This is a genomic window from Bradyrhizobium ontarionense, assembly GCF_021088345.1.
In the GTDB taxonomy this organism is placed as follows: Bacteria; Pseudomonadota; Alphaproteobacteria; order Rhizobiales; family Xanthobacteraceae; genus Bradyrhizobium; species Bradyrhizobium ontarionense.
In genome coordinates, this window is the sequence record NZ_CP088156.1 from 8,028,823 (window position 1) to 8,055,130 (window position 26,308).

The 26,308-nt window shown below is 63.9% G+C and carries 22 protein-coding genes; 6 read left to right on the forward strand and 16 right to left on the reverse strand.

The genetic code is table 11. The features are described 5' to 3' along the window. Positions 1-27 precede the first annotated feature (27 nt). From LQG66_RS35300 to LQG66_RS35325, 6 genes are all read right to left on the reverse strand, one after another. Positions 28-777: an ABC transporter ATP-binding protein gene (locus LQG66_RS35300; protein WP_231320653.1), complete on the reverse strand. Its 750-nt coding sequence runs from the start codon at positions 775-777 to the stop codon at positions 28-30. Positions 778-813: 36 nt separating this feature from the next. Next, entirely contained in the window at positions 814-1,656 is an 843-nt protein-coding gene (locus LQG66_RS35305) for an ABC transporter permease (protein WP_231320655.1), read from the reverse strand. A 158-nt stretch (positions 1,657-1,814) separates the two neighbouring features. Further along, positions 1,815-3,080 (reverse strand): class I SAM-dependent methyltransferase, encoded by a 1,266-nt coding sequence (locus LQG66_RS35310; RefSeq protein ID WP_231320657.1) that lies wholly within the window; start codon positions 3,078-3,080, stop codon positions 1,815-1,817. Positions 3,081-3,148: 68 nt separating this feature from the next. Then, positions 3,149-3,889 (reverse strand): SDR family NAD(P)-dependent oxidoreductase, encoded by a 741-nt coding sequence (locus LQG66_RS35315; RefSeq protein ID WP_231320659.1) that lies wholly within the window; start codon positions 3,887-3,889, stop codon positions 3,149-3,151. Then, the gene (locus LQG66_RS35320) at positions 3,886-4,422 is read right to left on the reverse strand and encodes a WbuC family cupin fold metalloprotein (RefSeq protein ID WP_231320661.1); all 537 of its coding nucleotides are present in this window, start codon (positions 4,420-4,422) and stop codon (positions 3,886-3,888) included. The genes LQG66_RS35315 and LQG66_RS35320 overlap by 4 nt, the downstream gene beginning before the upstream one ends. Then, complete coding sequence (locus LQG66_RS35325; protein ID WP_231320663.1) at positions 4,419-5,624, reverse strand: methyltransferase domain-containing protein; 1,206 nt, start codon at positions 5,622-5,624, stop codon at positions 4,419-4,421. The genes LQG66_RS35320 and LQG66_RS35325 overlap by 4 nt, the downstream gene beginning before the upstream one ends. Positions 5,625-6,055: 431 nt before the next feature. Between LQG66_RS35325 and LQG66_RS35330 the strand changes: the two genes are divergently transcribed. Together LQG66_RS35330 and LQG66_RS35335 are read left to right on the forward strand one after the other, a co-directional pair. After that, complete coding sequence (locus LQG66_RS35330) at positions 6,056-6,325, forward strand: hypothetical protein (protein ID WP_231328068.1); 270 nt, start codon at positions 6,056-6,058, stop codon at positions 6,323-6,325. 178 nt (positions 6,326-6,503) lie between these two features. Next, positions 6,504-8,612: a TIGR04372 family glycosyltransferase gene (locus LQG66_RS35335; protein ID WP_425601269.1), complete on the forward strand. Its 2,109-nt coding sequence runs from the start codon at positions 6,504-6,506 to the stop codon at positions 8,610-8,612. A gap of 171 nt (positions 8,613-8,783) precedes the next feature. Here LQG66_RS35335 and LQG66_RS35340 read toward each other — a convergent pair whose 3' ends face one another. Then, positions 8,784-10,922 carry a TIGR04372 family glycosyltransferase gene (locus tag LQG66_RS35340; protein WP_231320667.1) on the reverse strand — a complete coding sequence of 713 codons (2,139 nt, stop codon included), beginning with the start codon at positions 10,920-10,922 and terminating at the stop codon, positions 8,784-8,786. Positions 10,923-11,209: 287 nt separating this feature from the next. Between LQG66_RS35340 and LQG66_RS35345 the strand changes: the two genes are divergently transcribed. From LQG66_RS35345 to LQG66_RS35360, 4 genes are read left to right on the forward strand one after another with little or no spacing between them, the layout of a single operon-like run. Continuing rightward, positions 11,210-11,689: a hypothetical protein gene (locus LQG66_RS35345; RefSeq protein WP_231320669.1), complete on the forward strand. Its 480-nt coding sequence runs from the start codon at positions 11,210-11,212 to the stop codon at positions 11,687-11,689. Beyond that, entirely contained in the window at positions 11,686-13,647 is a 1,962-nt protein-coding gene (locus LQG66_RS35350; protein WP_231320671.1) for an acyltransferase family protein, read from the forward strand. Before LQG66_RS35345 ends, LQG66_RS35350 begins: the two co-directional genes overlap by 4 nt. Positions 13,648-13,676: 29 nt before the next feature. Beyond that, complete coding sequence (locus tag LQG66_RS35355; RefSeq protein ID WP_231320674.1) at positions 13,677-14,762, forward strand: hypothetical protein; 1,086 nt, start codon at positions 13,677-13,679, stop codon at positions 14,760-14,762. Further along, on the forward strand, positions 14,740-16,719 hold the full coding sequence (locus LQG66_RS35360; protein WP_231320683.1) for an acyltransferase family protein: 1,980 nt from the start codon (positions 14,740-14,742) through the stop codon (positions 16,717-16,719). The genes LQG66_RS35355 and LQG66_RS35360 overlap by 23 nt, the downstream gene beginning before the upstream one ends. 5 nt (positions 16,720-16,724) lie before the next feature. On the opposite strand, the gene LQG66_RS35365 is transcribed toward LQG66_RS35360, so the two are convergent. From LQG66_RS35365 to LQG66_RS35405, 9 genes are all read right to left on the reverse strand, one after another. Then, positions 16,725-17,702, reverse strand: coding sequence for a TylF/MycF family methyltransferase (locus LQG66_RS35365; protein ID WP_231320685.1), 978 nt, complete (start codon positions 17,700-17,702; stop codon positions 16,725-16,727). 291 nt (positions 17,703-17,993) lie between these two features. Next, on the reverse strand, positions 17,994-18,974 hold the full coding sequence (locus tag LQG66_RS35370) for a phytanoyl-CoA dioxygenase family protein (RefSeq protein ID WP_231320694.1): 981 nt from the start codon (positions 18,972-18,974) through the stop codon (positions 17,994-17,996). Between the two features lie 99 nt (positions 18,975-19,073). Continuing rightward, a complete protein-coding gene (locus tag LQG66_RS35375) occupies positions 19,074-19,970 on the reverse strand; it encodes an SGNH/GDSL hydrolase family protein (protein ID WP_231320696.1) in 897 nt (298 codons plus the stop codon). Between the two features lie 42 nt (positions 19,971-20,012). Continuing rightward, positions 20,013-21,101 (reverse strand): GSCFA domain-containing protein, encoded by a 1,089-nt coding sequence (locus tag LQG66_RS35380; protein ID WP_231320699.1) that lies wholly within the window; start codon positions 21,099-21,101, stop codon positions 20,013-20,015. A 58-nt stretch (positions 21,102-21,159) separates the two neighbouring features. Beyond that, positions 21,160-22,107, reverse strand: a complete 948-nt coding sequence (locus LQG66_RS35385; protein WP_231320701.1) for a TylF/MycF family methyltransferase — start codon at positions 22,105-22,107, stop codon at positions 21,160-21,162. Between the two features lie 813 nt (positions 22,108-22,920). After that, positions 22,921-23,583, reverse strand: coding sequence for a class I SAM-dependent methyltransferase (locus LQG66_RS35390; protein ID WP_231320702.1), 663 nt, complete (start codon positions 23,581-23,583; stop codon positions 22,921-22,923). 27 nt (positions 23,584-23,610) lie between these two features. After that, on the reverse strand, positions 23,611-24,654 hold the full coding sequence (locus LQG66_RS35395; RefSeq protein ID WP_231320704.1) for an aminoglycoside phosphotransferase family protein: 1,044 nt from the start codon (positions 24,652-24,654) through the stop codon (positions 23,611-23,613). Further along, positions 24,641-25,258 (reverse strand): hypothetical protein, encoded by a 618-nt coding sequence (locus LQG66_RS35400; protein ID WP_231320706.1) that lies wholly within the window; start codon positions 25,256-25,258, stop codon positions 24,641-24,643. The genes LQG66_RS35395 and LQG66_RS35400 overlap by 14 nt, the downstream gene beginning before the upstream one ends. 9 nt (positions 25,259-25,267) lie before the next feature. Beyond that, positions 25,268-26,305, reverse strand: a complete 1,038-nt coding sequence (locus tag LQG66_RS35405) for a zinc-binding dehydrogenase (RefSeq protein ID WP_231320717.1) — start codon at positions 26,303-26,305, stop codon at positions 25,268-25,270. Between the last annotated feature and the right edge of the window lie 3 nt (positions 26,306-26,308).

Here is a 26,308-nt window from a genome sequence, read left to right on the forward strand (position 1 = left end):
TGCCGCATCTTATCCGGCTCCGGCCGCTCAGTCCGTGGCCAGCTCTTTCATCACGTCCTCGATTGCGCCAAACGCCCGCACGCGTCCACCTTCGAGATAGAGCCCGAGATTGCAGGTGTCGCGCAACAGGCCATGATCGTGAGAGGCCAGCACGACGATTCCCGAGCGCAGCGTGATCTCCTGCAGGCGATCATGGGTCTTCTTGCGGAACTGCGCGTCACCGACTGCGATCCACTCGTCCATCAGGATGATGTCGCCGTGAATCGAGGCTGCGATCGAGAACACCAGGCGCAAGAGCATGCCGGACGAATAGGTCCGGATCGGCAATTCGAGATAGTCGCCGAGTTCGGCGAATTCGACGATCTCCGGGACACGCTCCTCGATCTCTTCGGGGCTGAGGCCCAGAATGAGGCCCCGTGTCCGGATGTTCTCGTATCCGGACGCCTCTTCATCCATTCCGAGGCCGATATCGAACATGGGGACGTTGCGTCCGACCACCCGCAGAGATCCGCGCGTCGGCTCATAGATGCCGGCAAGGACCCGGATCAGCGTGGTCTTGCCGGCGCCGTTATGACCGAACAGGCCGAGACGGTCGCCCTGCTTCAAGGTGAAGCTGATGTCGTCGAGCGCCTGTACGAACTGGAACGAGCCCTCGCTCTTGGACACCCGGCCGCCGACGCGTGACGCCGCCTTGATGGCCAGATGCCGGAACGACCGCGCGTTTGGCGGCGCGACAGGGAATTCGATGCCGAGTTGCTTGGCTTCAATCAGAGGCATGAGAGGCGAATCCAGAGGTCACGCAAGGCCCTGACATCAGGCCCAATACACGACGCGCGACCGATAGCGCGTGTAGATAAAGATCATGGCGGCCGTCAAGACGACTACGGACCCGATGGCGCCGGCCCAGGTGCCGAGGTTGGGAATGTCGCCCATCAAGGGGCCGCGCGTGACCGCCAGCAGATAGGCGATCGGATTGAGCGTGACGATGTATTCGCCGCCACGGATGCTCGACGGTTCCCAGATGATCGGAGAGATGAAGAACAGCAGCTGCAGCACGGCGGCCATGACCGGCGGCACGTCGCGATAGCGTACGCAGATCATGGAGACGACCACCGAGGCGCTGACGACGAACACATAGACGATCATCAAGCCGAGGATGGCGAGCACGGCACCGAACCCGACCGACCAGGGATAGACCAGCCAGATGAACGGAATCACGGCGATGTTGTGCAGAAAGATGATCAGGTTGCGCTGAACCATGCGCATGACGTGGATCAGGATCGGCATATCCACCGCTTTGATCATGCCGCCCGCATTGATCATCGTGTAGCAGCCTTCGCTGAGCGATGAGGAAATGAAGTTCCAGATGGTGATGCTGACCATGAAGTGCGGCAGATAGGTCTTCATGTCGGCGCCGAGGAAGCGGCCGGCCACCGTGCCCATGATCAATGCGGTGATCGCGTTGGTCGCGGTGATCCACCACGGACCCAGCATCGTGCGGCGGTACTTCGACCGGATGTCGCCGGCCGCGAGCGCGCGCCAGGTGACGTGACGCGTGACGAACGGCGCGATGTCCTCGCGGCAGCGCTCCCAGGAAAAGCGACGCCGATCTGCAACCACGAACCGCTCGACCTCTCCATCGGTCACGGTGGTCATCCTGCTACCTCGCGAGTGCCGTAAGTATTTGGCTTGACAACTGAAAAGCGATCAGTCCCGGCGCGCCGGCGGCCGATCGCAGCGCTTGCTGGACCATGTTATGCAGAAGCTGTCAACCGGTCACCTACGGGGAGCCGCCGACGGCCGTCAGCAGCAGCTCAGATCGCGGCCGCGCCCGATGCATCGACGATCTGCGGCTGCGGCAGCGGGACCAGGAAGCGGCCGCCTGCGTCCAGATAGGCCTGATTCCGCTTCAGGATCGGGTCGGCATAGATCCAGGCGAGTATCACGACCACGTCAGGCTTCCTGGTTGCAAGCTCCGTGGATGGCAGCACCGGGATATGGGCGCCCGGGCTGAAGCGGCCTTGCTTGAGCTGGTTGTCGTCGACGATGAACTTGACCCGGCTCTCCAGCTCGAAGTGGTAGAGCAGGCTGGTCGTGGTCGTCGAAGCGCCGTAGGCGGCGACCAGCTTGCCCTCGGCGATGGCCTTGTCGAGATAGGCCAGAACCCTGCGCTTGCAATCCTCGATGGCCACGAACCAATCCCGGTAGATCTGGGGCTTGGTGACGCCGCGACGTTCCTCCTCGGCGATCAGCTTCGACAGCTCTGCCGAGCGCGGGCGCTTGGCCGTCGATTTCGGCTGCGCGAAGGCCCGAATCGATCCGCCCTTCGTGCCCGTTCGTTCGACATGGAACAGCGTCATGTCGTGCCGGTTCATGAAGGTCTCGAGCGGGATCAGCGCGTGATGCGAGACATGCTCGTGGTAGATGGTGTCGAACACCATGTTGTCGATCATGTCGACGATGTAGGAGACCTCGAACACGAAGGCGCCGTCGTCGGCGAGCAGCAGCCGGATGCCCTTCACCACGTCCGACATGTTGTCGATATGGGCGAACACGTTGTTGGCGCAGAACAGCTTGGCCTCGCCCTGATCGGCCTTGATTCGGGCCGCGAGCGCGCTGGTGAAGAAATCCGGAGTCGTCGGAATGCCTTCCTTGGTGGCGGTCGCGGCGATGTCGCGCGCGGGGTCGATGCCCTGCACCCGCATGCCCTCGTTCTTGAACGCCTTGAGCAGCGAGCCGTCATTGCTGCCCATCTCGACCACGAGGCTGCCTTGCGGGATGGCGAGCCCGGAAACCACCGACTGGGCATAGCGCTTGAAATGTTCGACCAGGCCGAGCGAGACCGAGGTGCGATAGGTGTAGTCGCGGAACAGAATGTCGGGATCGACGACGTCGAGATTCTGCAGGTGGCCGCATGCGAGGCACAGATAGCAATCGAGCGGATAAAGGTCCTGCTTTTCATTCAGCCGGTCGGCGGTCACGAAGGCGTCGCCGATCGCGGAGGCCCTGATCGGCAGCACGTGATCGAGCGAGGTCGATCCGCACAGGCGGCAATCGGTCTTGTGCTTGACGTGCTGCATGACGTGACGATCCTTGATTGGGATCCCTGCAGGAGGGACGGTCGGCTGAAGAGGGATTTGGGCGCGTTTTACAGGCCGGCGAAGGTCTTGGCGACCTCTTCTTGCCAGACTGTGGACACTCCGCCATCCAGGAACAGGCTCTGCCCGTTGATGAAGGATGCGCGCTCGCTGCACAGGAAGTCGAGTGCGTCGGCGCATTCCTCCGCCGTACCGAGCCGGCCCAAGGGGACGAGGCGCCGGTAGGTGTCCATCAGCTTCTCGTTCTGCTCATAGAAGATGCGCGACTCCCGCTTCAGATAGGTCAGCGGCATGATCGCGTTGACGCGGATGCCGCGCCGGCCCAGCGTCGCGGCGTAATAGCGGACCATGGCGTTGAGGCCGCCCTTCACGGCATGGTAGCCGACCGGCTGGGAGCTGCCGACGAACTCGGCATAAACGGAGCTGACGACGCCGATCGCGCGGTCGCCCGCCTCGGCGAAATGCCCGGAAAACCCCTCGACCAGGTCGCGCGATGCGGTCAGGCCGACCTGGATCTCGCCGGTCCAGGGATCACCCTGGCCGCGAAAGCGCTGACTCAATACGAGGTAGCGGACCGGGCCGGCGGCCTCGGCGATCTGGCGCCAGATGCCGGCAAAGCTGTCGCTATGCTCCAGATCCGCGGAAAAATGCAGCAGACCGGGCTGGTCGGGAAAATCGGCTGGGCGCTGGCGCGACACCACGCTGACCGCGTAGCCGCGGGCCAGGAAGCGTTCGACGACCACCCGGCCAAGGCCGCGGGTGCCACCGACCACGACGGCGTGGGTGGTCATGCCGCGGCATCCTGCAGCGTTGCGACGCGCCGGACCAGCTCCGCCTGATAGGCCTTGGCCTTGGCGGCGTCGCTGTCCTCGGGGGCGAAATCGGCAAACACGGTCGCTGTCGGGCGGAACGGACCGTTGGTGATTTCGTGCACGATCAGGAGGTCGCTGCGGATGATCAGCGTATGGAAGAACGCGTTCGACATCCGGTAATAGAACGGACGATGACCGCCGGGCGGTCCCAGTTCGACCACACGCTCGATCTCGCCGTCGTCGTTGAACACGACGATATCGACTTCGCCCTCGACGATGTGGAAGGCCTCGCTCTTGCCCGGATGCTTGTGCGGCCGGATGTAGGAGCTCGGGTCGATCGCGATGATCATCTCGTGGAGCGCGTCGTCGCCGTCCGGGTGGGCATTGATGCGGGCTCGGCGCTTGGGGCTCGCCGCGACGGCGGCCTTGAGCGTGCTGATCTCCGCTGGTCCGACCGCAGCGATGGGGCCCTCGGCCAGGAACACCTCGGGGGACTTCTGAACGAGGCTCATGAAGCGGGATCCTTCGTGATTGCGTTGTCGAGCGCAGCATAGATGGAGTGGAACGTCACTCCGCGCGCGGCGAGCGGGGCGAGCTTGTCGCGCACCTTGCCTTCGATGTGGGGTGCCACGGCGAACAGGCAGGTGGTGATCGCCTCGTCCGCCAGCAGACGCTCCGATCCTACCACGGGGACGCGGAATCCCGGTGGGAAAAAGCCGGCCTTGTCGGGGTCATCGTCGACGGCCAGGGCGATCGTGTCGGCTATGCCGAAGGCGTTTGCGAACATGATGGCGTGATGGCCGATGCCGAACAGCGCGATGCGGTTTCGGTCGGGACCGGCGAGGGCTGCGAACTGCTCACGCAGGCGCGCGCGGGTCTTGGCGAAACCGTCGCGATAGGGCTGGAACAGGCCGGAAGGACCCTGAGCCGCCATCGAGGTGGGTCCGTCAGCCGCCTCGAGGACGGCGACCAGCGCGTCTTCCAGTACCCCTGGGTAGCGCAACACAGCCAGCACGCGATAGCCGCTCATCTCGGCGAGCCGTCGCAGCGTGTCGTCGACAAAGTAGCAGCTGTGCTCTTCCCACAGGAAGCAGTAGTCGCGCGCGGCCAGGAATTTGCTGCTGTCGGGAACCTCGATCAGCAGCAGGCCCTTCGCATCCAGCAACGGCCTGAGGGCCTGCAATGCAGCCAAAGGTTCGGAGGTATGCTCGATCAGATAGCGACAGGAGACGATGTCGAAGGCGCCCCGCTGGACCGCTTGCGCCGACAGGTGTGCCGCGTTGAGGCGAGCCTGCCAAGTCTCGAGGTACGGGTAGCGGCCTGGAGTTCCGCTCGCATCCATATCTAGTTCGGCGACATCCAGGCCCTTGCCGACAAGTCGGGTCAGGAGTGGCTGCTCGAACGGGCCGGTGCCGAGCGCCCGCCTTGCATGCGGTCGCAGGGCGACGAGTTGTTCGACCAGTGCATCCAGATGGCCCTCCGGCTCGCGGTAACGGATCCACGGCACGGCCGGAACAAGGGCTTCGGGAGGCGGGGCGTCGCGGAGCTGAATGAGCTGGCAACTGGCGCACTCGACGATGTCGAGGTTGGTCCGGCCTTCGACATGACCGTCAAGCGTGAAGCGGTTGCAGACGGGGAGGCCACCGAGCGAAAGAGCTTGCGAGTTGATCGGCTGACCGCACAACCTGCAGCCGAACGATGATCTGGTGTGCATATCGGTTCAGCTGGATCGCATCGAGCAAGGGCGCACGCATGGTCGCCACCGCATTCGGCGGCTGGTCGCGCAAAGGGATGTTGCCATTCAGAGACAACCGCAATAGCAGTGTACCTGGAAACAATACAACGTAAAATGTTGACCCTGCAACAGATCCGAGAGGGCCGCCAGGCAGGACTTGAAACCCGTGTCGTTCGTAACGGCCATGCTTGCGGCACGTTATTTGCGGTGTGCTGCAAGGGCCCGACGCGAGAAGGGCGCCCGGACGCCTTCGTCACTCGAATTGGAACGGAGACCTACGAACTTTCCTGAACCGATTTTGCAGGTTCGATTCGGCGACAGATGGTACATACGATATTGGCTGGCTTTGGGCGGCTGGTCTTCCGTCACGACATTTGGCGGTGATAAGAGGGGGCACCTGCGTGAGAAATATGGTTCTGGTTCTACGGACAACCCTGCGTATTGTCTGCGTGAGCACCGTCTGCTTCTCTGTTTTTTTGGCGTTAGGCGCGGGATTCATCAACTCTGCCCTGGCCGGACTTACGGCTTTGGTTTTCATGTCGGTCGGGCTGGGCCAGATCGTGCTCGAGCAGCTCGCCCTGTGGTCTACGATTCTGCTGATTGTCGACCGGGCGGGCCTGTTACCGATCGCCGAGTGGATTCATGGGATCATCGCAATCATTGGTCGCGGGATGACTTGACGGCCCGATAGACCGGCCGTCCGTATTGCAAATCATCAATTCGAAACGTCATGGATAACGAGCGGCATAGCCTTCCTGATGTGGTGTACTCCCGGTCTGCCGCAGGAGCGCAAGGGTGTTCAAGGGTGTTTGAGGATGCGGGCCCGGCCGCGAGCCCGCGACAGAGTTGGGGTAACCGATGCAGCACTTCAAGGCGTCGTTCGATTTTCTGAGGCCGAGGCGCAGACGCGGATTTGTCAGGCTGTTGGCCACGCCAGAGACTCTGTTCGCCGGACTTTCGCGTTCGAGAGAGCTGTCCCTGCTGCAGCCGCAGCGATGGGCACGTATCCTGATCGCCTCGGCCGCCAAGCTCCTGAATCTGCTGCCGTCTCGTCTGGCCTTCCTGATCCTCATCTCCTTCGAGATCGGGCAACTTCGGGGCCGGCGTCTGCTCGAACGAGCCTATCAGGTCCATGTGACGTCTCGGCTGGCGCAGAACCCTGATCAGCAATTTTCGGGATGGCTGAGACGGTACTTTCCGGTCGAATCGGCCGAGCTTCTGCTTCGGATCGGAGCCAATCGTGAAGCGTATGATCTGGTCGTGCAGGATCGGCTCGCGACCCGGTCGCTGGACCTGGCGAACATGATGGTTCGCTCGCTCTTCGAGCTTGGAGAGTTCGATAAAGCGCACCGGCTGGCCTCGACGCTGACTCTGCGTGCAGGATCGGAACTGGAGTGTCATCTCGCTTTTCTCAAGGCGATGCTCGAGATCATGGCGGGCAATGAGGCCGGAGCGATTGAAAGCGTTTCAGACGCATGCCGTGGCGTTCCCGACTACATGCGTCCCCATCAGAACATGGCGTCGCGGCCAGAGCAGAACTACCATCCCAATCCTCTCGACTTTGCCTGCGGCCCCGCGGGCAGGCTATTCGATCTTTGCAACTTCACGGGGCAGCGCGTGACTCACGTCGGGCGGGGCGATCTCGGCATCGGGCTGTTTGCCCGGGCGCTTGCGGCGCAGGCGGAACTGCGCAGCAAGGGGGCGCCAGCAGTGTCGGCGGAAGTCACCCACCTGCTCGGCAGGCTCGGTATCCCGCTGGATCAGTTGCGGGTCCTTCCGGAGGAATGGACGACCCAGATCGGTCACCTCGGCATGCTCGATATCCTGTTCCGAATGCGCGACCTGGGGTGGTGGTCGGGAAAGCCGCTGATCGTCGTGCGACCGAACTTCGTTGCCAACAGGACGTTTTTCCGGCTGTTCGAAAGGTATGCCGACGTCGTGGTGATCGGAGAGACCGTGTCCCGCGCGGTCGGCGAAGAGCTTCTGTCTTTGCAGCGCTGGTACGGCATGAACTTCAATGTATTTCAACTGCCGGATGGCAAGGTCGTGCCATGGCAGGAGGCCGGGGCGCTTGCCATCGTGCAGTGGGAGAAGGAAGGCCGGGGCCATCCCTTGCGCGACGAATATGATCGCATCTTCGGATCGACGCCAAAGGTGCAGAACGATTTCCGGCGGATGCGCGAAGCCTGGGGCATGAAGCCGGACGACTGGTATGTGTGCCTGCACACCCGCGATGCCGCGCACTATTCCGAGGTCGATGGCACCGGGCAGACGCATCGCAACTCGCCGATCGAGACCTACCTCGATGCGATCCGCTCGATCACCGGCCAGGGTGGCTGGGTCATCAAGCTCGGTGGTCCGAATTCGCCCAGGCTTCCGCCGCTCGACCGCGCGATAGATTACCCGCTGAGCGACTTCCGCTCCGAATTGATGGACATCTGTCTCATTCGGAACGCAAGGGCGTTCATCGGCACGACATCGGGATTGACGAACGTTGCGATCAGCTTCGGTGTTCCAAGCGCGCTCGTCAATTGCATCACAACGGATCCACAGTTGTGGAACAGCGACGTTCGTTTCGCGCTCAAGCCGGTGCGTCTGGCCGATGGAACGATGCTGACCCAGGCGCAGCTGACGTCGACTCCCTGGCGCTGGCGCTTGTTCGATGCCGGTGTCCTCTGTCGCAACGGCGCCCAGCCGCAGAACAACACGTCGGACGAAGTCCGCGCCGTCGCAGCGGAGGTGGTCGACCTGGCATGCGGACGTTCGGCGAATGATGACCCGCAACTTCTGTCGCGGTGGAGGAAGCAGCTTCCGACCTCGCATTGTTATGGGACCAGCAGCATCAGCACCTACTATCTGGGGAAATACGAAGGTGTGTTCTTGGCGCAAGGATCGAGTTCGCGGCCGACAAACCTCATCGATAACGATACCCGGATGACGTCAGATGCGTCGACGGGCGCCTGCTGAGTTGCGACCTCACGACGCTCCGATGATGAAGGTTGAGGATAAAAGTCGAGGATGAGCCGCGCTCACCAGGCCCGTTCCGGCCGTCAGTCTAGGCGGCGTCGGCCTTGATGATGGCAAGGCTCGGCGACGGCAGGCGACGACTGCACGATCCCGATCATAGCGCATCGTTTGTCATGGTTCCCTCAGCAGGTTTCGCGCGTATTTCTCCAAGAAATACCTGCTCGGCCGCGAACTGCCGAAGAAGCCGGGTACCTGGACGTGGTGCTCCCAGCTGTTGTCGACGCCAGGGGCAGGTCCCTTCCGCCGGGGATCGGAGATCTCGAGGACCTCGCGCACGGTTTCCAGAATTTCGTCCGAGCTGCTCTCGCTCACGACGAGCTCGGCACGGGCCATGGATTCGTGTGTCGGGTAGGCCCAACGATACCGTTCCGAGGTCCACTCGCTGAGTGAAAGCATCCGGCCGTCCGTCCTGTGCACGGGCTTCAGCGCGAAGCGGGTGTCGGTCGACCACAACAGGCCGATCGAGCTCAACGCATTCACCATTGCGGTCGGGATGCCGAAGCTGCTTGCCACATAGGCAAAGCCGGAGGTTGTTCCGATGAACATGCGGGCGCGGCGCATCAGATGGATGTCCATCTCGGGGAACTGATCGTCGCTGCGGGCGTAGTCGACCACACGTTCCATCTTCGGAAACGGCGGCACCCTGCGGCCGCCCATCCGCACGACCCATCCGCCGCATTCGGTGATGTGACGCGCCGCATCGAGATAGGTCGCGAGCGATGCGTTGCGGATGGATTCGCCGACCCCCTCGGTATCATTCCGGGTATGGGCGTCCCGTACGTGCAGGCAGACGAACCAATCGCCGTCGGCCATGCCCCATCTGCGCCGGTAATCCTGGTAGGTCTGCTCGACGCGATTGTCGGCGAGCAGGCGGCGGTCGTAGATGTCGCGCAGCGGAAAGGTTCGTTGCCGGCTTTCCCACTGCTTGAGCGCCAGCGATCCCGCATCGTTCCAGTACACCGCCCGTCCGTCCTCGAAGCGGAATGCCTGGTGCGAATCGCCGATGAACGGCGTCAGGCTGGCGAGTTCGTGCCATACTCCCGCACTGACATTCTCGCCCAATGTGAACGTCGGACAGATGTCCGAGAACAGCGACAGGAATGGCTTGTTGGCGATCCGGTCCTTGTAGGCCAGCAGCAGCGGCTGGCCCTGCCACCAGCCCATATCCCGCATCATCAGATGAACGTTGAGGTGGCCGTTGTGGCCGATCAGCGCGCTCCAGTCCGGAGAGAGAAGCTTGACCTCCGGCAGATCGGTGTCGAGCTTCTTGAGGATGGCCTTGAGCTGAGCGCTAGGAGCCGGCAGATGGCGGCGAAGCCGCCGCTGTGTGTCGGTCAGGTTGATGTAGACCTGCGGGACGTGAAAGCCCTCGCCGCTGTGATATGTCGTCAGCAGCAGGTTGCGATAGGCGTAGAACAGGTTGATCTCCGACAACACCTTCCGCTGTGGATGGTCGGCGGGAAACCTTTCCCAATATTGGCCCTGGTCCTCGCGGGCGGTGAGGATATCGTCGTGCCTGGGAAGGTCGAGCTGGCTGACGAGGGTCTCGATCAGTTCCTTGTCGCAGAAGTATTCGGGGATGTAGCGGTCGAGGGGGGCTTCGAACGGTATGGGATCGCCGTCCCTGCGTGCATCGTTTTGCTTTCCTTCGAAGCTCGTCTGCTCGAAACGGAAGTTCCGATGCTCCAGCATGATGTTGATCAGCTCGGCAAACCGGCGCAGGTGCTGCGGGGGAAGCGCGGTCCAATTGATCGTGTGGGCCTGCGCCAGCAACTCCATGAAATAGCCGGACGTCAGCTTCTTCGTCAGCCTGCCGATCGCCTCCATGAACTCGTCGTCGACCCTTTCCCAGTCGATGTTGGGAAACAGCTCCAGAACGCGCTTTTCCTTGTCGCACATGAGAAGGAAAAGGATCAGCTCGTTACAGTACTGATCCGAGCGCGGACTGGCGAGCACCCATTGCATCTCCTTGTCCAGATCGGGACCGCAGAAATATCGAAACTGCCGGTCGAACTCATGGCGGCGTGCATGGCGGTGGAAAATGATCGCGACCATGAATGCCTGCTTGAACGTCAACAGCGCAAAAAACAGGTCCTTTAGCGACTCCGCGCGTTGGCCCACTGCATTGAGGTACCAGGCGATCGCCTTGACGACATGCACCGCCAAATTCCACTGCAATGACCGCAGGAGACCGCGCTGACGTGGCGCGGGATGCCCGGCCGGAGTTGGATGAACGGACTCGAAGGACATTCTGGAGCCCCATGCCCGACCGCGACTGGTGCGCAGCTTATGAAGATGCTGCTCTCCGAATATAGCGGTATTCAGCTTGTCGCAAGCTGTTGGACGACTGTGTGCGGCCAGGTGCGAGAGACGGATCGGTGTAGAGCCTTGGCCGGCCGGTCCGCGCCGAGACGCGTCGGCTCCGCGGTGATCTCGGTTCGTTCGACATCGCCGCTCTTGTCAATGGGCCGGCCAAAAGATAGCCTTCTCGGGCATCTTGCGAGTTATGATTGGCTTGGGGACGTCATGCGGATTGCGTGGCCTCGCAGCTGTGGGAGCGCCGCGCGCGCATGTTCATCGGCACGACTGCGGACTTTGCCGATGTCGCGAGCGGCTTCGGCGTTCGGACGATAATCGTGAGCGGCGCGAGTTTGGCAGCGCGGTCGCGTGCCGAAATACACCTGCTGCCGGCTGAAATCTCCCCGCGCGCGGGAGCGCCGCACGGGCTCGCCGAGCGACGTGAGCGATCCAACACCAGGACACGTCCGACCGACGAGATCGTCACGAATGGCGGCCTCGCCGCGAGCGGTGGCAGGGGCTGCGACGTCCTGGAGGCCACCAAAGAGGTACCGGCCCGCGGCCCCGGCGCGCTGCCCGCCATCAGGCGGGTCGGTGAGGTCCGGGAAAAACGTGTGAATATCTCTGGGTTTGCGGTCGACTGGCGACCTCACCGCTACTTCGTCGAAGCGTATTCGGCTCTTCTGTCGGACCCTTCCTGGAGTGAACCGAGCCGATGAATTTTGCCCAGCCGAACCTTGTCCTGGACGAGGCCCGCGCGACGCCGCTCGGCTATCGCAAGGATATCGACGGCCTGCGCGCGATCGCCGTGCTGCCTGTTGTGCTGTATCATGCGTTTTCCACCGCCGTTCCCGGCGGCTTCTACGGCGTCGACATCTTCTTCGTCATCTCCGGCTATCTGATCACCGGCATCATCCACAAGCAGATGCTGTCGAACAGGTTCAGCATCGCCGACTTCTATGCACGCCGCATCCGCCGCATCTTTCCGGCGCTGATCACGGTCGTGCTGGTCACGTTCCTGATCGGATGGTTCGTGCTGCCGCCACGCGAGCTGAAGTCGCTCGGAACCAATATCGCGGGCGGCGCAATCTTCATCCAGAACTTCATTCTGCTCGGCCAGGTCGGCTATTTCGACCTGGCCGCGGAAAAGAAGCCGCTGCTGCATCTCTGGTCGCTGGCCATCGAGGAGCAGTACTACATCGTCTGGCCGCTGCTGCTGATGCTGATCGGGGCGTGGCGGCGAAGGAGCCTTGCGATCACGATCGTGCTGGCCGCGGCGTCGTTCGCGGCGTGCCTGATCGTGCAGCCCCGCGCACCCGACTACGCCTTCTATCTGCCGGTGACGCGGGCATGGGAGTTGCTCGTCGGTTCGGGCCTTGCCCTGTGGTCCAACGAACGCAGCGTGGAGCCCCGTTCGCGGGCGCCGGTCGTTCGCCTTGCGGGCGAGCTCATCGCCGTCGCCGGCCTGCTCGCGATCGGGATCGCGTTCTGGCGCTTCGGGCGTCTCACGCCGCATCCGGGCCTCCCCACGCTGCTGCCGGTCCTCGGCGCGGCCGTCCTGATCGCGGCCAACGGCACGCTGGTGCATCGCTTCCTTCTGTCGTCGACGCCGGTCGTTTTCGTCGGGCTGATCAGCTATCCGCTCTATCTCTGGCACTATCCGCTGATGGCCTATGCGCGCATCCACTTCGTGGATGGCGTCCCGGTCTGGATCATGGGCGCGATCATCGTCGCCAGCGCGCTGCTGGCCTGGCTGACCTATCGCTTCATCGAACGGCCGATCCGCTTCGGGCGGAGCTGGATCCATGTCAAGATCGGCGCTCTGGCGTGCGGCATGGCCGCGCTCGGAGTGGTCGGACTTTTCGTCGATCGAACCAATGGTTTCCCCAATCGCATCCCGGAGAGCATCCGCGGCTTCATGCTGACCGGTGAGGAGACCTCGATCCACTGGCGCCGCGGCAAGTGCCTGCTGCTGCCGGATCAGAGCGCGGCCGATTTCGCGGCCGAGTGCGCCGGGACCGGCCGCCATCCGCTCGTCGTCGTCTGGGGCGACTCGTTCGGGTCCTCGCTGTATCCGGGCCTTGCCCATTTCGGAGCCGAGCGTGGTTTCGATGTCGCGGAGTTCACCGCTTCGGCCTGTCCGCCGCTGCTCGATTACGTGCACCCGGACCGCCGCCATTGCCGCGGTGCCAACGATTTCGTCGCCGAGCGCCTCGCGGTGCTGAAGCCTGAGCTCGTGATTCTGTATTCGACCTGGAGCTATTCCGCTGAAGACCTGCGCAAGGGCCTGCAGCTGACGGTCGCGCGGTTGAGGGACATCGGCGTGTCCAAGATCGTTCTGCTCGGACCTCCCGCAACCTGGCTGGGTGACGGTCTCGTGTCCAATCTGCTCGACTATTATTTCCAGACCTATTCGCTGCTGCCGGAGCGGACCTTCTATCGGTCCAACGACAACTGGACCCATGCCCTGGAGGAGTTTCTCGAAGGCCAGGCGAAGACGCTGGCGATCCAGTACATCTCGACCCGCCAGATCATGTGCAACAATGACGGGTGTCTCGCCCGGATCGGGAAGGACGGATCAGACCTCACGAGCTATGACATCGGCCATCTGACCTATCCCGGCTCGATCTTCGTGGCCAGACAGGCGCTGGACGCTGTGTCGGGCTTCGAAAAATAGGCATGCTGGCCGATCGCCCGGGTCGCACCATGGATCGTCGGACAGAGGAGGCCGGTCTCCCAAGCGGAGATGTGGGCGAGGACGATCCGGGCCGCGCCTGCCGCCGCTATGTCGGCCTCCTGCTCGGTCTGACGGCTGCGATGCTGGGTGGCCTCTGCCTGGCGCTGGCCGCGCAAGGCGGCGACCATTTCAGCGCCATCGGCAGGTCCGGCGACGCGGCATGGTACCGCAACTTCGGCGGCGACGGCGTCACCGAGATCCAGGACCAGGATCTGTTCTTCCACGGCATCGGCCGCTCGATCGACCAAGCGAGGCAGGCCGATGTCATCATCCTCGGCTCCTCGCTGGTGTCGTTCGCGATCGACCCGAGCGTCGTTCGCGAGCGCCTCGAGCGGCGCTACGGACTCAAATTCTACAACATGGCCTTCGTCGGGGTCGCCAGCGGCGAGTTCGCGCGGCAGATCGCCCTGAAGCACCGTCTCCATCCACGCCTGTGGATCGTGAATGCGGATGATGGCGGCGGCGGCGGCAATTTCTTCCACCGCAATCTGACCCGCGCCTTCGGTGCCGATGTCCGTCCGATTCCGAGCACGAGGCTCAGCCGCTTCGGCGCCTATTACGAGGTGATCCGGCGCAACCTGCGCTGGCGGTTCGAGGATGCGACGCGGGATATCCGCCGCGCATTGGCCGCACCGAGAGCGGGGGCGATTCCGTCGTTCGACCGCGACGACCGGACCGGCGCGGCCGACATGCGCGGATTTCCGCGCTTTCTCGCCGACGGCAATCCCGGCGTGAAGATAACGCGCGATCCCGACTGCCACACCACGCCTGACGTCATTGCCAATGCGCGCGACTTCGTGCAGTCGCTCGGCGCGCCGGTCGTGCTCACCCTGGTGCCGAATTTCCACGGCTGCCTGACCCAGGTCCGCGAAGTCGCCGACGCCATCGGCGTCGAGACGGCGCTGCCGGCGCGCACCGACTATTCGAGCTGGGACGGCGGCGGCCATCTCGACGGCAGAGGCGCCGCCGATTTCACCGGTGACCTTGTCAGCGCTCTGGAAAAGACACGGGCGTTGCAGCGGATGCGCGAGAATGACGATCGTGGGCAGCGTTGACCACCAGGCCCCTCACAGCGTGTCGTCGCCGCAGCCCGGCACGGCGCATGCCTTGGCGTACCGGGCCGACATCGACGGGCTGCGCGCGGTCGCCGTGATCGCGGTGCTCATCTATCACGCCTTCCCGCAGGTGCTGCCCGGCGGCTTTGCGGGCGTCGACGTCTTCTTCGTGATCTCAGGCTATCTGATCACGGGGATCATCGATCGGCAGTGCGCGGAGAAGAGCTTCAGCTTCGCGACGTTCTATGCCCGCCGCATCCTGCGGATCTTCCCGTCTCTGATCATCGTCGTGCTGGCGACGTTCCTGATCGCCTGGTTCGTGCTGCCCGTGGCCGAGATGGAGGCGCTCGGATCCAACATCAAGGGCGCTGCGGCGTTCATCGAGAACTTCATGCTGCACGAGCAGATCGTCGGCTATTTCGATCCGGGCTCCGAGCGTCTTCCGCTGCTCCATCTGTGGTCGCTCGGTATCGAGGAGCAGTACTACATCGTCTGGCCCGCAGCGTTCGTGCTGATAGCCCGATGGCCGTCGCAGAAGGCGGCCATCGTGGCCGCCTTGGGGGTGGGCTCTCTCGTGGTCTGCCTCGCGACGCCGGTGAATGAGGCGGCCTGGGCGTTCTACTCCCCGACCACGCGCGGTTGGGAGCTGATGGCTGGATCGTTTGTTGCGGTCTGGCTACGCCAGCGTCAGCATCTGCGGATCGGTCCGACGGCCGCCAATCTTGTCGCCGGTCTCGGCGCAGCCGGAGCTCTCCTCGCATTCTTCGCCTTCAGCGCGACATCGCCATGGCCGGGCGTTCGCACGCTCGTGCCCGTGCTGGCGACCATGGCCCTGATCGCAACGGGGGACACATGGGTTCAACGGACGTTGGCCCGGCCTGCATTGGTTTTTGTCGGTCTCATCAGCTATCCGCTCTATCTCTGGCACTTCCCGCTCATCGCCTTCGCCAAGCTCCATCTGGGCGGAACGGTCCCGGTGGGAACGATGCTCGGTGTCCTGCTGCTGAGCGCGCTGCTGGCGTGGCTCACCTACCGCTTCATCGAGTTGCCGATCAGGTTCGGCGCTTCGTCCGTCGCATGGCGTGTCGGATCGTTGCTGGCCGGCATGGCCGCGATGATACCGATCGGGGTCGCTGCGACGGGCACGCGCGGCCTGCCGATCCGGTTTGCCCCGGAAATCCGCGGCTTTATGCTGTCGGGCTCCGAGACCTCGGCGCACTGGCGCCGCAGCCGCTGCCTGCTGCTTCTGCAGCCGGCGTCCGACTTCGGCGGCGACTGCGCCGGGCAGGGACGCCGGCCGCTGCTGCTGATCTGGGGCGATTCCTACGGCGCCGCGCTCACTCCGGGCCTGCTCCACTTCGCGGTGGAGCGCGGTTATGACGTCGCCCAGTACACGGCGTCCGCCTGCCCGCCGCTGATCGGCTATACGCTGGCGGCGCGCCCGTTCTGCAAGAGCATCAACGACGATGTCGTGCAGCGGATCGGCCGCCTCAAGCCGGAGGTGGTGATCCTCGACGCCACCTGGGGACATGCGGAAGCCGTGCTGCGGGAGGGGCTGCCGCGCACGGTGGCGCAGATCAGGGCGAACAGCACCGCCAGAATCGTGCTGATGGGGCCGCCGCCGAGCTGGCAGGGTGTCGGCCTGTCCCACAACGTGCTGGACTACTACCGGCAGACGGGACAGGTGCTGCCCGAGCGGACCTGGTTCCGCTCCAACGACGAATGGACGCGCGGCCGGGACGCCCTGTTTCGTGAACTCACCCGCGAGCTCGCGATCGATTACATCTCGGTCCGCGACGTCTTCTGCAACGTCGAGGGCTGTCTCAGCCGGATCGGTCCCGGCGCCTCGCAATTGACGGCGTTCGATCCGGGGCACCTCACGGTCCCCGGTGCGATCTTCCTGGCGAGCCGCACCCTCGACGCGCTGCTCGGTCCGCCCCGGCAACCGTCGCCGTAGGGCGGCTATTCCGGGTCGGCCGGGATGCCGCGATAGGCGTGGATGATGAAGCGGGTGCCGCCGACCGAATAGTCGCCGCAGTTGCTGGCCTCGATCCCGAACATCTCGACCAGTTCCTTCCACGCCTGCCGCTCGCCGGTGGTGGGAATGGCACGATTGGCGTTCCAGTCGTCGAAACAGATGATGGCCCCTGTCGAAATCATGCCGCGTTGGAACAGCGGCACCAGCGCATCCATCATCGACTGGTAGAGATCGCCGTCGAAATGGATCATCGCGAAGCGCGTCTCGGGCGGCAGCGTCTTGACCGTGTCGGCGAACCAACCCTCGTAAAGCTGGAAGCGATGCGGTGGCAGGATCTTCCCGATCTGTTCGCGGAGCTCGGGCGCCGCCAGCACCTTGCAGCCGCCCTTCGCCCACGCGCCGGAGATCACGTGAGGCGCGGCCTGGTCGATCGGAGAGGTGATCTCGGGCAAGCCCTCGAAACTGTCGAACAGCCGCAGGATGCGAAACGGATTTTCGCCCGAGGCGGTCTTGCCGAGCGGCTGGCGCTGCAGGTCGAACACCATGGAGGTGGCGATCGCCCTGGCGCTGAAGCCGCCCATGGTACCGAATTCGGCGACGTCACCGTTGACATGCGCGCTGTTGATGTACTGGACGCACAAGGTGAGCGTCTTGGCGATCTCCTGCGCCGGCAAGATCAGCACGTCGGCATAGGTGTAGTACGCGCCGGGGGAGGGAAGCTGTCGTGATTTGTATTTCTCCAGGGCGATGTCCTGAACGAGGCGCCCGTCATCGACCGCATCGTCCGAAGGAGCCGCAATGGCCTCGGCCGGGCTTTTGTCCTGACCCTCCGGGGTCGTGCCCTGGCCGTATGGCCAAGGCAGCGGCGGCTCGGACATGATCGCTCGTTTGACCGAACGCATCCAATACACCACATCCGGCGGCAGCGAGGTCGCAAGCGTGTTCTTCAACGGATTCAGCATTCAAATTCTCCAACGCGGTACGGTTCGATCATCGCCAAGCGGCGTTGAGGGAGAGCGCAGACGCAAATCGTCGGAAGGCGGTCGATCCAGGTCGGCCGAAGAAAAGGACGTCCGCAGACGTCGGCTTGAACGGGACGAACATCCAAAATCTCCGAGCGATGCCGCTCATTGCCGATCCAGAAGTCGACGTTCACGGAACCGGCGACAAGCCGTCTCCAAGAAAGCCATAAAACGCTTTTGGCTTAGCCGTCCCACGCTATCGGCGCAAGCGGGAGTCCCTAGGCCCTGCTCTCAATAAAGGCTGGTAGTCCGGCCTTCGTCCGCCTTCGCGTCCTCCACTGCGCGCTCCTTCGGCAGCTTGACGAAAAATGGATCGGCCGCCCAGTGGTTCATGCCGACGACCATGATTTTCATCTCCTCGTCGGGCATGCGCGGCATGAAGACCAGATCGATCGCCGACCGCGTCTTGTGCGTCGGTGGGCTGCCCCGATGCATGAGACGGGTGGCGTCGAACACGAGCAGGTCGCCGGCCTTTCCCAGCACCGTATGCTCGCGGTAGTTGGCGTCCCGATACTGGAACGGGCCGGTCTGTTGGTCGACGTCGCAGAGATAGAGCACGCCGCGGATGACGCCGGCCGGACAGCCGTCGCTATGCCATTCCTGCGGACCGACGCCCTCGGCCAAATGCGGCAGCGACCGTACGAGCCGCACATTGGCAACCTTCGCCGGACAGCCGAGCACGCCGCGAAAGAACGCGTCGAAGTCTCCACCGCTGAACAGGGCTTGCAGGTAGTCGACCAGCGCTGCCGACGGCATGCCGGTCTGCAGGTCATGGGTGTAGGGAGCGACGCTGTTGCCGGCCCAATCCCATGCGACGTGGCGATTGCTCACACCGCGGTCGAACAGCTCGGTGTCCCGGAACATGGCCGCCTTTTCCGGGTTCGTGCTGATCACCGTGACGCCGTTCTGTTGGAATTCGACGATCTTGTCGGCAAGCTGGCTCGGCGTCTTGCGCGGATCGAATTTCGGCGCATGAGCCGTACACGTGGCCGGAGGGCCGTTGGAGGCCGACAGAAGCGTGAGCCGGCGCGACGGGGCCGTTACGGTGCTGTTCGCCGATGACAGACTGCGCAGTGCGTCCGGTCTGGATTGCGCGCTCAGGCGGTTCAGCGTGTCGGAACGCACGAGGCGGTAGCCGAGCGCGCCAAGGGTCCGGTTCAGTCCGCTCTTGAGCCTCTGCGTGGCAGAGTTGACCATCGATGTTACGGCCATGTTGTCCTCACCTGGCGTCCGTGTTTCGTCTTTGACGTTCTCATCAGTTTGCCGCTCGCCCGCTTACGGACGTCAGTGTCGAAGGAGACACTATCAGGATCAAGATTCGAGTGCGGCCGGCTGGAACGGATCCAGGCCGCAGGCCATTCGGTAGTAGAGCTCGTAGCGCGGATGGTTGGCGACGAGGCCCCGGCTGTCGATCGCATGATCGACCAGGGCCTCGAGCAGAATACGAGCTCCCTTCGGCGGAAGATGCACGCCGTCGAAATCGAACTCCGGCCGCAGCAGATCGCCTTCGGTCAGCTCGGACCAGCGGTCGATCACGAACAGGTTCAGCGATCTGACCTTCTGCTCGAGCTTCCAATTGAACGCCTGCACCAGCTTGGTGCGGACGGAAACCGGGCAGTCATACTGCTGCAGCTCCCGGATGCGCGCTTCCTGACGGGTCGGAGGAACCACGCTCTGGACATAGACACGCTTGAAGCCCGCCGCGACCAGCTGCTGCAGCCCGGCGATGAACGGGCCGAGGCGCGCCTCGATCGCTTCGTCGATGAGGTCCCAGGGCACCAGCGGCTTGTCCAGCAGCGGCAAGGTGGTCGCAAACGGCGGAACGAAGTCGTGGCTGTCCTTCAGGAGCTGCAGGATGGGACCACGAACGTCGATCTCGCCGACCGTGATCATGATGAGCGGCGCCTTCACGGCCTGTCCGACGGCCTTTGCGATGGCAAAATCCACTTCGTCCATGGACAAATGGGTTGCGCGACCATTGCGGACGAGGCCTTCATATTCCAGGAACGCGATGAAGTCTGGGTGAAACTCGCCGGTCGCCGGATTGTAGAAGTCCTGCGCGGTGGCGCCCCGGATATACTTCGTACGGGCCATCACCCAGGCGCCCGTCCATCGCTCCCGGAATACCATGTGGCGGTAGGGCAGCGAATGGCTGTCACCCACGATGTAGACCGGCAGAACCGCTTCGACTTCGGCGTCCACGCTCATGCTTCCTCTTCATGCAAGCCCGGCTGCGGGACCAATTCATCGTCAATTCGCCCGGCTGGCCGCCAGCGCGCGGTAGAACTCGTCCTCGTCGCAGACGATGCGCGGTTCGGACGAGGGTGCCGCCGGACGCTTCCGGGAGCCTTCGTTGGCCGAGTGCGCCATGGCCTCCGCGCCCTCGCCGGTGAAGTGCGCGAAGAACACGTTCATCGCGCGCGCGACACCATCGGACGTGACCTGGCGGGCGTCGTCGGCGAAAAAGGCGCCGGCACTCTTCGCCGTCGTGATGATCTCGTAGGAGGCGAAGTAGTGCACGTTGTCGTAGCGTCGCACCATCTCCTCGGCGGCGACGCGCAGCACGCTCTTGGAGTAGGTCGTTGCCTGAAGCACATGGCGCGGCTCCATCGTGGCGACCAGCGGCACCGGCGAGACTGTCAGGATGATCTGCAGTCGCGGATTGGCGGCCGACATCAGATTGATCGCCTCGGCCAGGTAGCCCGTGGTTTCCGTCACCGACAGATTCTGGAAGGCATATTTGGCGTCGTCGAACTCGCCGGCGCTGCCGCAGCCGGGGCAGGTGGGGTAGACGGTGCCGTCGCGTTTCGACACCCAGCATTCGGTGAGACCGAGCGTGAAGATGAAGACGTCCGTCGTTTCCACGAGTTGCCGGACCGCCGTCAAATGCCGCTTGAGATCGGCCTCCGCCTCGACCATCGAGACGTATCCCTTCGGCGTGATGCGGGGCCGCAGAAGGTCGAAGATCCGGCCGTCGCGGTCGGTCCAGAACTGATCGGCCGGCCTGAAGTCGCCGAAAGCGCGCTGAACCAGCTGCAGCAGCTGCAGGGTGCTGTAGATGTTGCCGTAGCGGGCGGAGAAGACGCCGAAGCCGAAGCGCTCCTCCTGCTCGGGCGTCAGATGGGCAGGCGCCGGCTCCGTGACATAGTAATTATAGCCGCGCTCCTTCAGGGCGCGCGAAATGTGCTGCGCAAAACAGCTCCCGGCGGACGCGATGCGGTGATCGGGGCCAAAACGAAGTTGCGCGGGGAGGTGGGGATCGAGATCGGATGAGCTGTGTTCAGAGACGGCCTGGCGCCAGAAGCTGCTCGCCGGCAGCGTCGTGTATGGACAGCTCATTCTTTCACCTCTGGCCGCATGGCACAGCGCAAGGAAAGCCGCGAACCGGCCATGGTCTTCACGACCGCGGCTTCATCCCGCTGTAGGAATGGATGATGAACTTCGTGCCTTGAATGGAGTAGTCGCCGGAGTGGCTGGCGACGATGTTGAAACGGCTGACCAGGTCGGCCCAGGCCTTGCGCTCGCCGGCCTCGGGATCGGCTTCGTTGCAGTTCCAGTCATCGAAGCATAGCACGGCGCCTTTCGAGATGAAGCCGCGTTCGAAGCAGGGCACCAGGGCATCCATGGTCGACGAATAGAGGTCGCCGTCGAAGTGGATCAGCGCGAAGCGCGTGTCGTCGGGAAGCTGCTTCACCGTGTCGGCAAACCAGCCCTCATAGATCTCGACCCGGCTCGGCGGAATGATGCCTTCCACCATGGTTCGCAGGTCGGCGGCGCTGAGAATCCTGCAGCCGCCCTTCGACCAGGTTCCCGATTTCACGTGCTGCGATTCCAGATCGACCTCAGCGGTGATTTCAGGCAGTCCCTCGAAACTGTCGAACAGGCGCAGCTTTCGCAACGGCTGGTTCGGCTGGTAGCGCGGGTCGAACACCATCGCGTTGGCCAGGGTCCGGGCCGTGAATCCACCCATCGTGCCGAATTCGGCGATGTCGCCCTTGACGTCGGCACTGTTGATGTACATCGCGCTCAAGGTCAGCGTGCGTGCGATCTCCTTGGCCGGCAGGATCAGGACGTCGTCGACGTCGAAGAACAAATAAGGCGCGCTGATCTTGTGCGCGTCGAGCCGCTCCAGCGCTTCGGTCTGCCTCGTCCGCGGTTCGTGCGCGGCCGGCTGGGCCTCACCGGCGGGCGGGGAAGCAGGTTCGGGCTGGAAATGGGCTGCCGGGGCTGATTGCGGTGCCTCCGGAGGCGGCTGTCCCATCAGTGCGCGCTTGATCGAGCGCAGCCTGAACAGGGTCTGGGGCGGCAATCCCTCGGCGATCGCCACTTTCAACGACTTCGTCATCGGCAGCCCCGTTCCCACGCCTTCAGTCTTGATTGCCTTTTTATAGATACATTTTGCAAAGATCGCAAAAGCGCGTGGAGGCTCTTCACCCGTTTTCACGATGTCAGCGTAGCGATGTTCCGTTGCCAACCAGGTGCAGAAGCGGGGGATGCCTCGCGCGGGCCGATTTTGAGATTCCGACCAGCAGGGCAGCAGTCTTGGCAGCAGACTTGGCATCGGAACTTCGAAATTCGCGGCGTAAAGCGGCGAGCGGCAGCGCGGAGTCTATCGCTGGCGGCTGCGCGCGCAGGCCGAATTTCGCTGGAGTCCCAGCCCGATGCCCCTTGTCCAGTGCCGGCGCGAAAAATATTCTTCTTTCGTTTTATCAGAAAGTGTGGTTGTCTGTGCGCATCCCGCCTCGTGCAGAGGGACGTACGCGTCGTCACGAAACGTGGAGGTGGGCTGCGATGGACGTGACGGCTGCGCGAGACGAGCGCAGGTCGCACGGACGGCGAAGTCGTGTGGTCCTGGCCTCTCGACGCTGAGGTCAAGTTCGTGGCTGTTGCTTTGACGGCATGGCGCGGGCGATGGGGGCAAGAACGCCGATCCCCAGGGAGAGCACGAAGGACACCGTAAAACTATCGCGCGGGGAAGGCCGGGTCGTCCGGCTGTACCTGTGGTACCTGCCGCCTGCATTTCTTTGAGCAGGCGGGCCACGGGCCTCAGCCGAGGTCCGGCCTTCCTCGCGCCCTCTCGGTCGAGAGGGCGATGATCAGCTCATCACTCGGGCGCCATTGCGTCGCGAGAGCGATCGTCGACGCTATCGCTTCACGCTTATTCGAAGAAGATGAATTCGTGATCGCCGGTGTAGCCCGACCGCTTGAACTCGAAGTCCCATTCCTCGGGCGTGTGGAAGATGCGGCAGGTGAGCTGCCAGTACATCAGGTTCACCTTCTCGCGCTCGTTGCGGTAACCCTCGACGCAGAGGTATTTGGCGCCGCGGCTGACGCGCTCCATCTCGCGGAGCGCCGCATCGAGATCATAGTTGTAGAGGTTGTGCAGCGTGTTGATCGAGATGACGAGATCGAAATGCTTGTCCGGGTAGGGCAGCTTGGCCGCATTGCCGACCTGGCAGAACGGCTTCACGCTCTCCATCGTGTGCTCCACGCCGTAGGAGGAGACGTCGATGCCGGCGACCTCGAGATCCGGGATGGCCTCACGGAAATCGTGCAGGATGAAGCCCTTGCCGGAGCCGACGTCGAGCACGCGCATGCCCGGCTTGATGCCGTAGGCTTCGATCATGGCGTCGGCGACCTTGCGCCAGCGGCCGTCATATTTGTAGCCGCCATAGCCGGTCTCGCGGCTGCCGTCCCAATAGTCGTAGTCGAACTTGACCGCCATCTCGGCGACGTCGGCCTTGTCGCGCTGGGTGACGCGCGCGAGATAGTCGCGCTTGGTCGATTTGTGGACGAGACTGACGAACTCGCGATAGGCCATGAAAATCTCCGGGCGTGGGGATGTCGGTTAGTCGGATGTGGCGCCGACCAGGCCGAGCTTTGCGTCGGCCTTGGCGAGCTGTTCGGCGCAGCGCTGCGCCCATGCTCCGGTGTCGGCGAAGGCGCGCCTGGTGGCGCCAAGCGGCAGGAAGTCGTTGAGGATGATGCAGGTCCACTTGATCTGGTAGGCGTCGAGCAGCAGGTGGCAGCGTGTGACGCTGGCCGCATCGAGCCCGAGTCCCTCCGTCAGCCGCTCGATGAAGTGCTCGTGCATCGCCAGCGGCACCGGCACTTCTGGCTGGCAGAAGAAGTCCGATACCAGCTTGGCCGGATCGTCGCGGCCGGCATATTCGAAATCGAGGAAAGTGAGCTTGCCGGTCTCGTCGATCAGCGCGTTGTGGAAGCCAAAGTCGGACGGCGACAGGCAGACCTGATCGCCGGGAATGGCTGCATCCAAGGCAAGACCTTCGGCCGCGGCGCCGCGCAGAATGTCCGCCTTCACGGCTTCCCAGGCCGGCTGCAGCCGCGCCGCCACCAGCTGGCGTGCCTCGGCCACATGCGGCACCTCGCCATCGAGCGTCGCCAGCCGCGCCACCCGGCGCTCGACGGTCGCAATGTGCTCGGTGAGCGAGAAGCAGGCCTCCGATCCCGGCGCCAGAGCAGGGCGCGGCGGGGCATTCACAGCGAGCACGAAATCAATCGCCGCATCGACATGAACAGGCGCGAGCTCGGTGGCGCCAAGCTTGCGGCCCTGCACGAAGCTGTAGAGCCCGGCCTGCTCGGCGCGATCGCAGGCGAGCGGCTCGGGCACCACATGGACGCCGCGCGACCAGGCGTGGCTGATGAAGCTCCATTCGGCACCGAGCCGGTCGCGGCTGTCGCGGGCATCGGTGAAGTAGCGCTTCAGGACCAGCGGGCCGGCCTCGGTGTCCAGACGAAAAACCTGATTGTTGCGGCCGCCCGCCAGCCGGGTCAACGCCTGCGGCGTCGCCTTGCCGGCCTGCGCGGTGAGGCGCTGCGCCAGCGCCAGCAGGGCGGCATCGGCGTCGGGGCTGGCGTCAGCCGCGGTCACGGACGACATCCGCCGCGATCTCGGTCCAGGAAGCGCGGCGCTCGTAACCCGTGGCTTTGGTCGCGAACTGGTTCTCGGGGTCGAACAGCACCTTGCGCATCCCTTCCGGAAATCCGGTCATGGCCAGGATCTCCGGCAGGTCGTCGACGAAGACCTCGCAGGCCAGCGCATGGGCGCGGGCGACCTTGTCGTCCTTGGTCAGTTCGAAGAACACCCGGTCTGGCGCAATCTGGCCGGGGGCCGCGCCCATCAGGCCGCGGTCCGACAGGAAGCCGCGGGCAGCTGCGTGCATGTCGTGCTTCGGCCCGAGAATGGGATGCTTGGTCTTATGGCTGACGATGAACAGGTCATGGCCGGCCGCGCGGGCCGCCGCCACGAACGCGGCGAAGCCGGGGTAGGGCGACACCAGGTCCATGCGGGCGCCATAGACGTAGCCCTGCAGCTCGGTGAAATCGTCCTTGCGTCCGGAGCCGTTGAGATGGTCGCGGACGCTGTTCTTGTCGCGGCCGAGATCGGCCGGGATCAGGCCGCGCTCGAGTGCTGCCGCATGAAACACGCCGTCATAGCAGGCGATCGTGTTGTCGAAATCGATCCCGATCCGCATGGCCTGGACTTAAGCCAGCGACATGTCGATCAGCGGACGGCCGACCTTGCCGGCGGCGAGATCCTGCAGCGCCTGATCGGCCTGGGCGAGGCTGTAGGGCTTCGACAGGAGATCCCGCACCGGGAAGCGGCCGGAGCTCAGCAGCCGGCCGTAGCGGCCGTAATCGCGATCCGGGACGCTGTCGCCGCCCCAGGTGCCGAGCAGGCTCTTGCCCTGGTTGAAGACGCCGGGATTCAGCGTGAGCGCCGCGCCATGCTTGGCATTACCGATCACGACGGCGCGGCCGCCCTGCTGGCGCGTGGCATTGATTGCCTGTTCCATCACAGCGGGAATGCCGGAGGATTCCACCGCGAGATCAACGCCCTGCGGCACGATCTTCTTGATCTCGGCCAGCACGTCGCCGGATGCATCGATGACATGGGTCGCGCCATAGAGCTGGGCGAGCGCCCGGCGAGTCGGGTTGGGATCGATGCCGATCACCGGCATGGCGCCGGCCAGGCTTGCTGCCATCAGCGCGTTGAGGCCGATGCCACCGGTGCCGAACACGGCGACCGCATCGCCCGGCTGCACCTTCAGCACGTTGTAGACCGCGCCCATGCCGGTCGGCGCGGCGCAACCGAGCAGTACCGCGACGTCCATCGGCAGGTCAGGCGGCAGCAGGGTCAGGCGGTTCTCGCTGACAACCGCATGGCGCTGGAAGGTGGTGACGCCGCCGGCGTTGACCTTCTTGCCGTCCCAGTCATAGACGGCGCCGCCGGCCTCGATGCCGCTGCCCTTGATCCAGGACAGCACGACCTTGTCGCCGACCTTGACCTTGGTGACGGCGTGGCCTGCTTCGATGACCGTGCCGGTGCCTTCATGGCCGAGGCAATGCGGCACCCATTTGTCCTCGCCCTTGTCGCCGCGCCACTCCATCACCTGGGTGCCGCAGGCGCCGGAATAGGCGATCTCGACCAGCACCTGCCCCGGCTTCAGGGCCGGCGTCTCGATCTCGGCCAGGACGAGCGGCTGGCCGGTCTGGACCAGGAGGGCAGCTTGGGTCTTCATGTG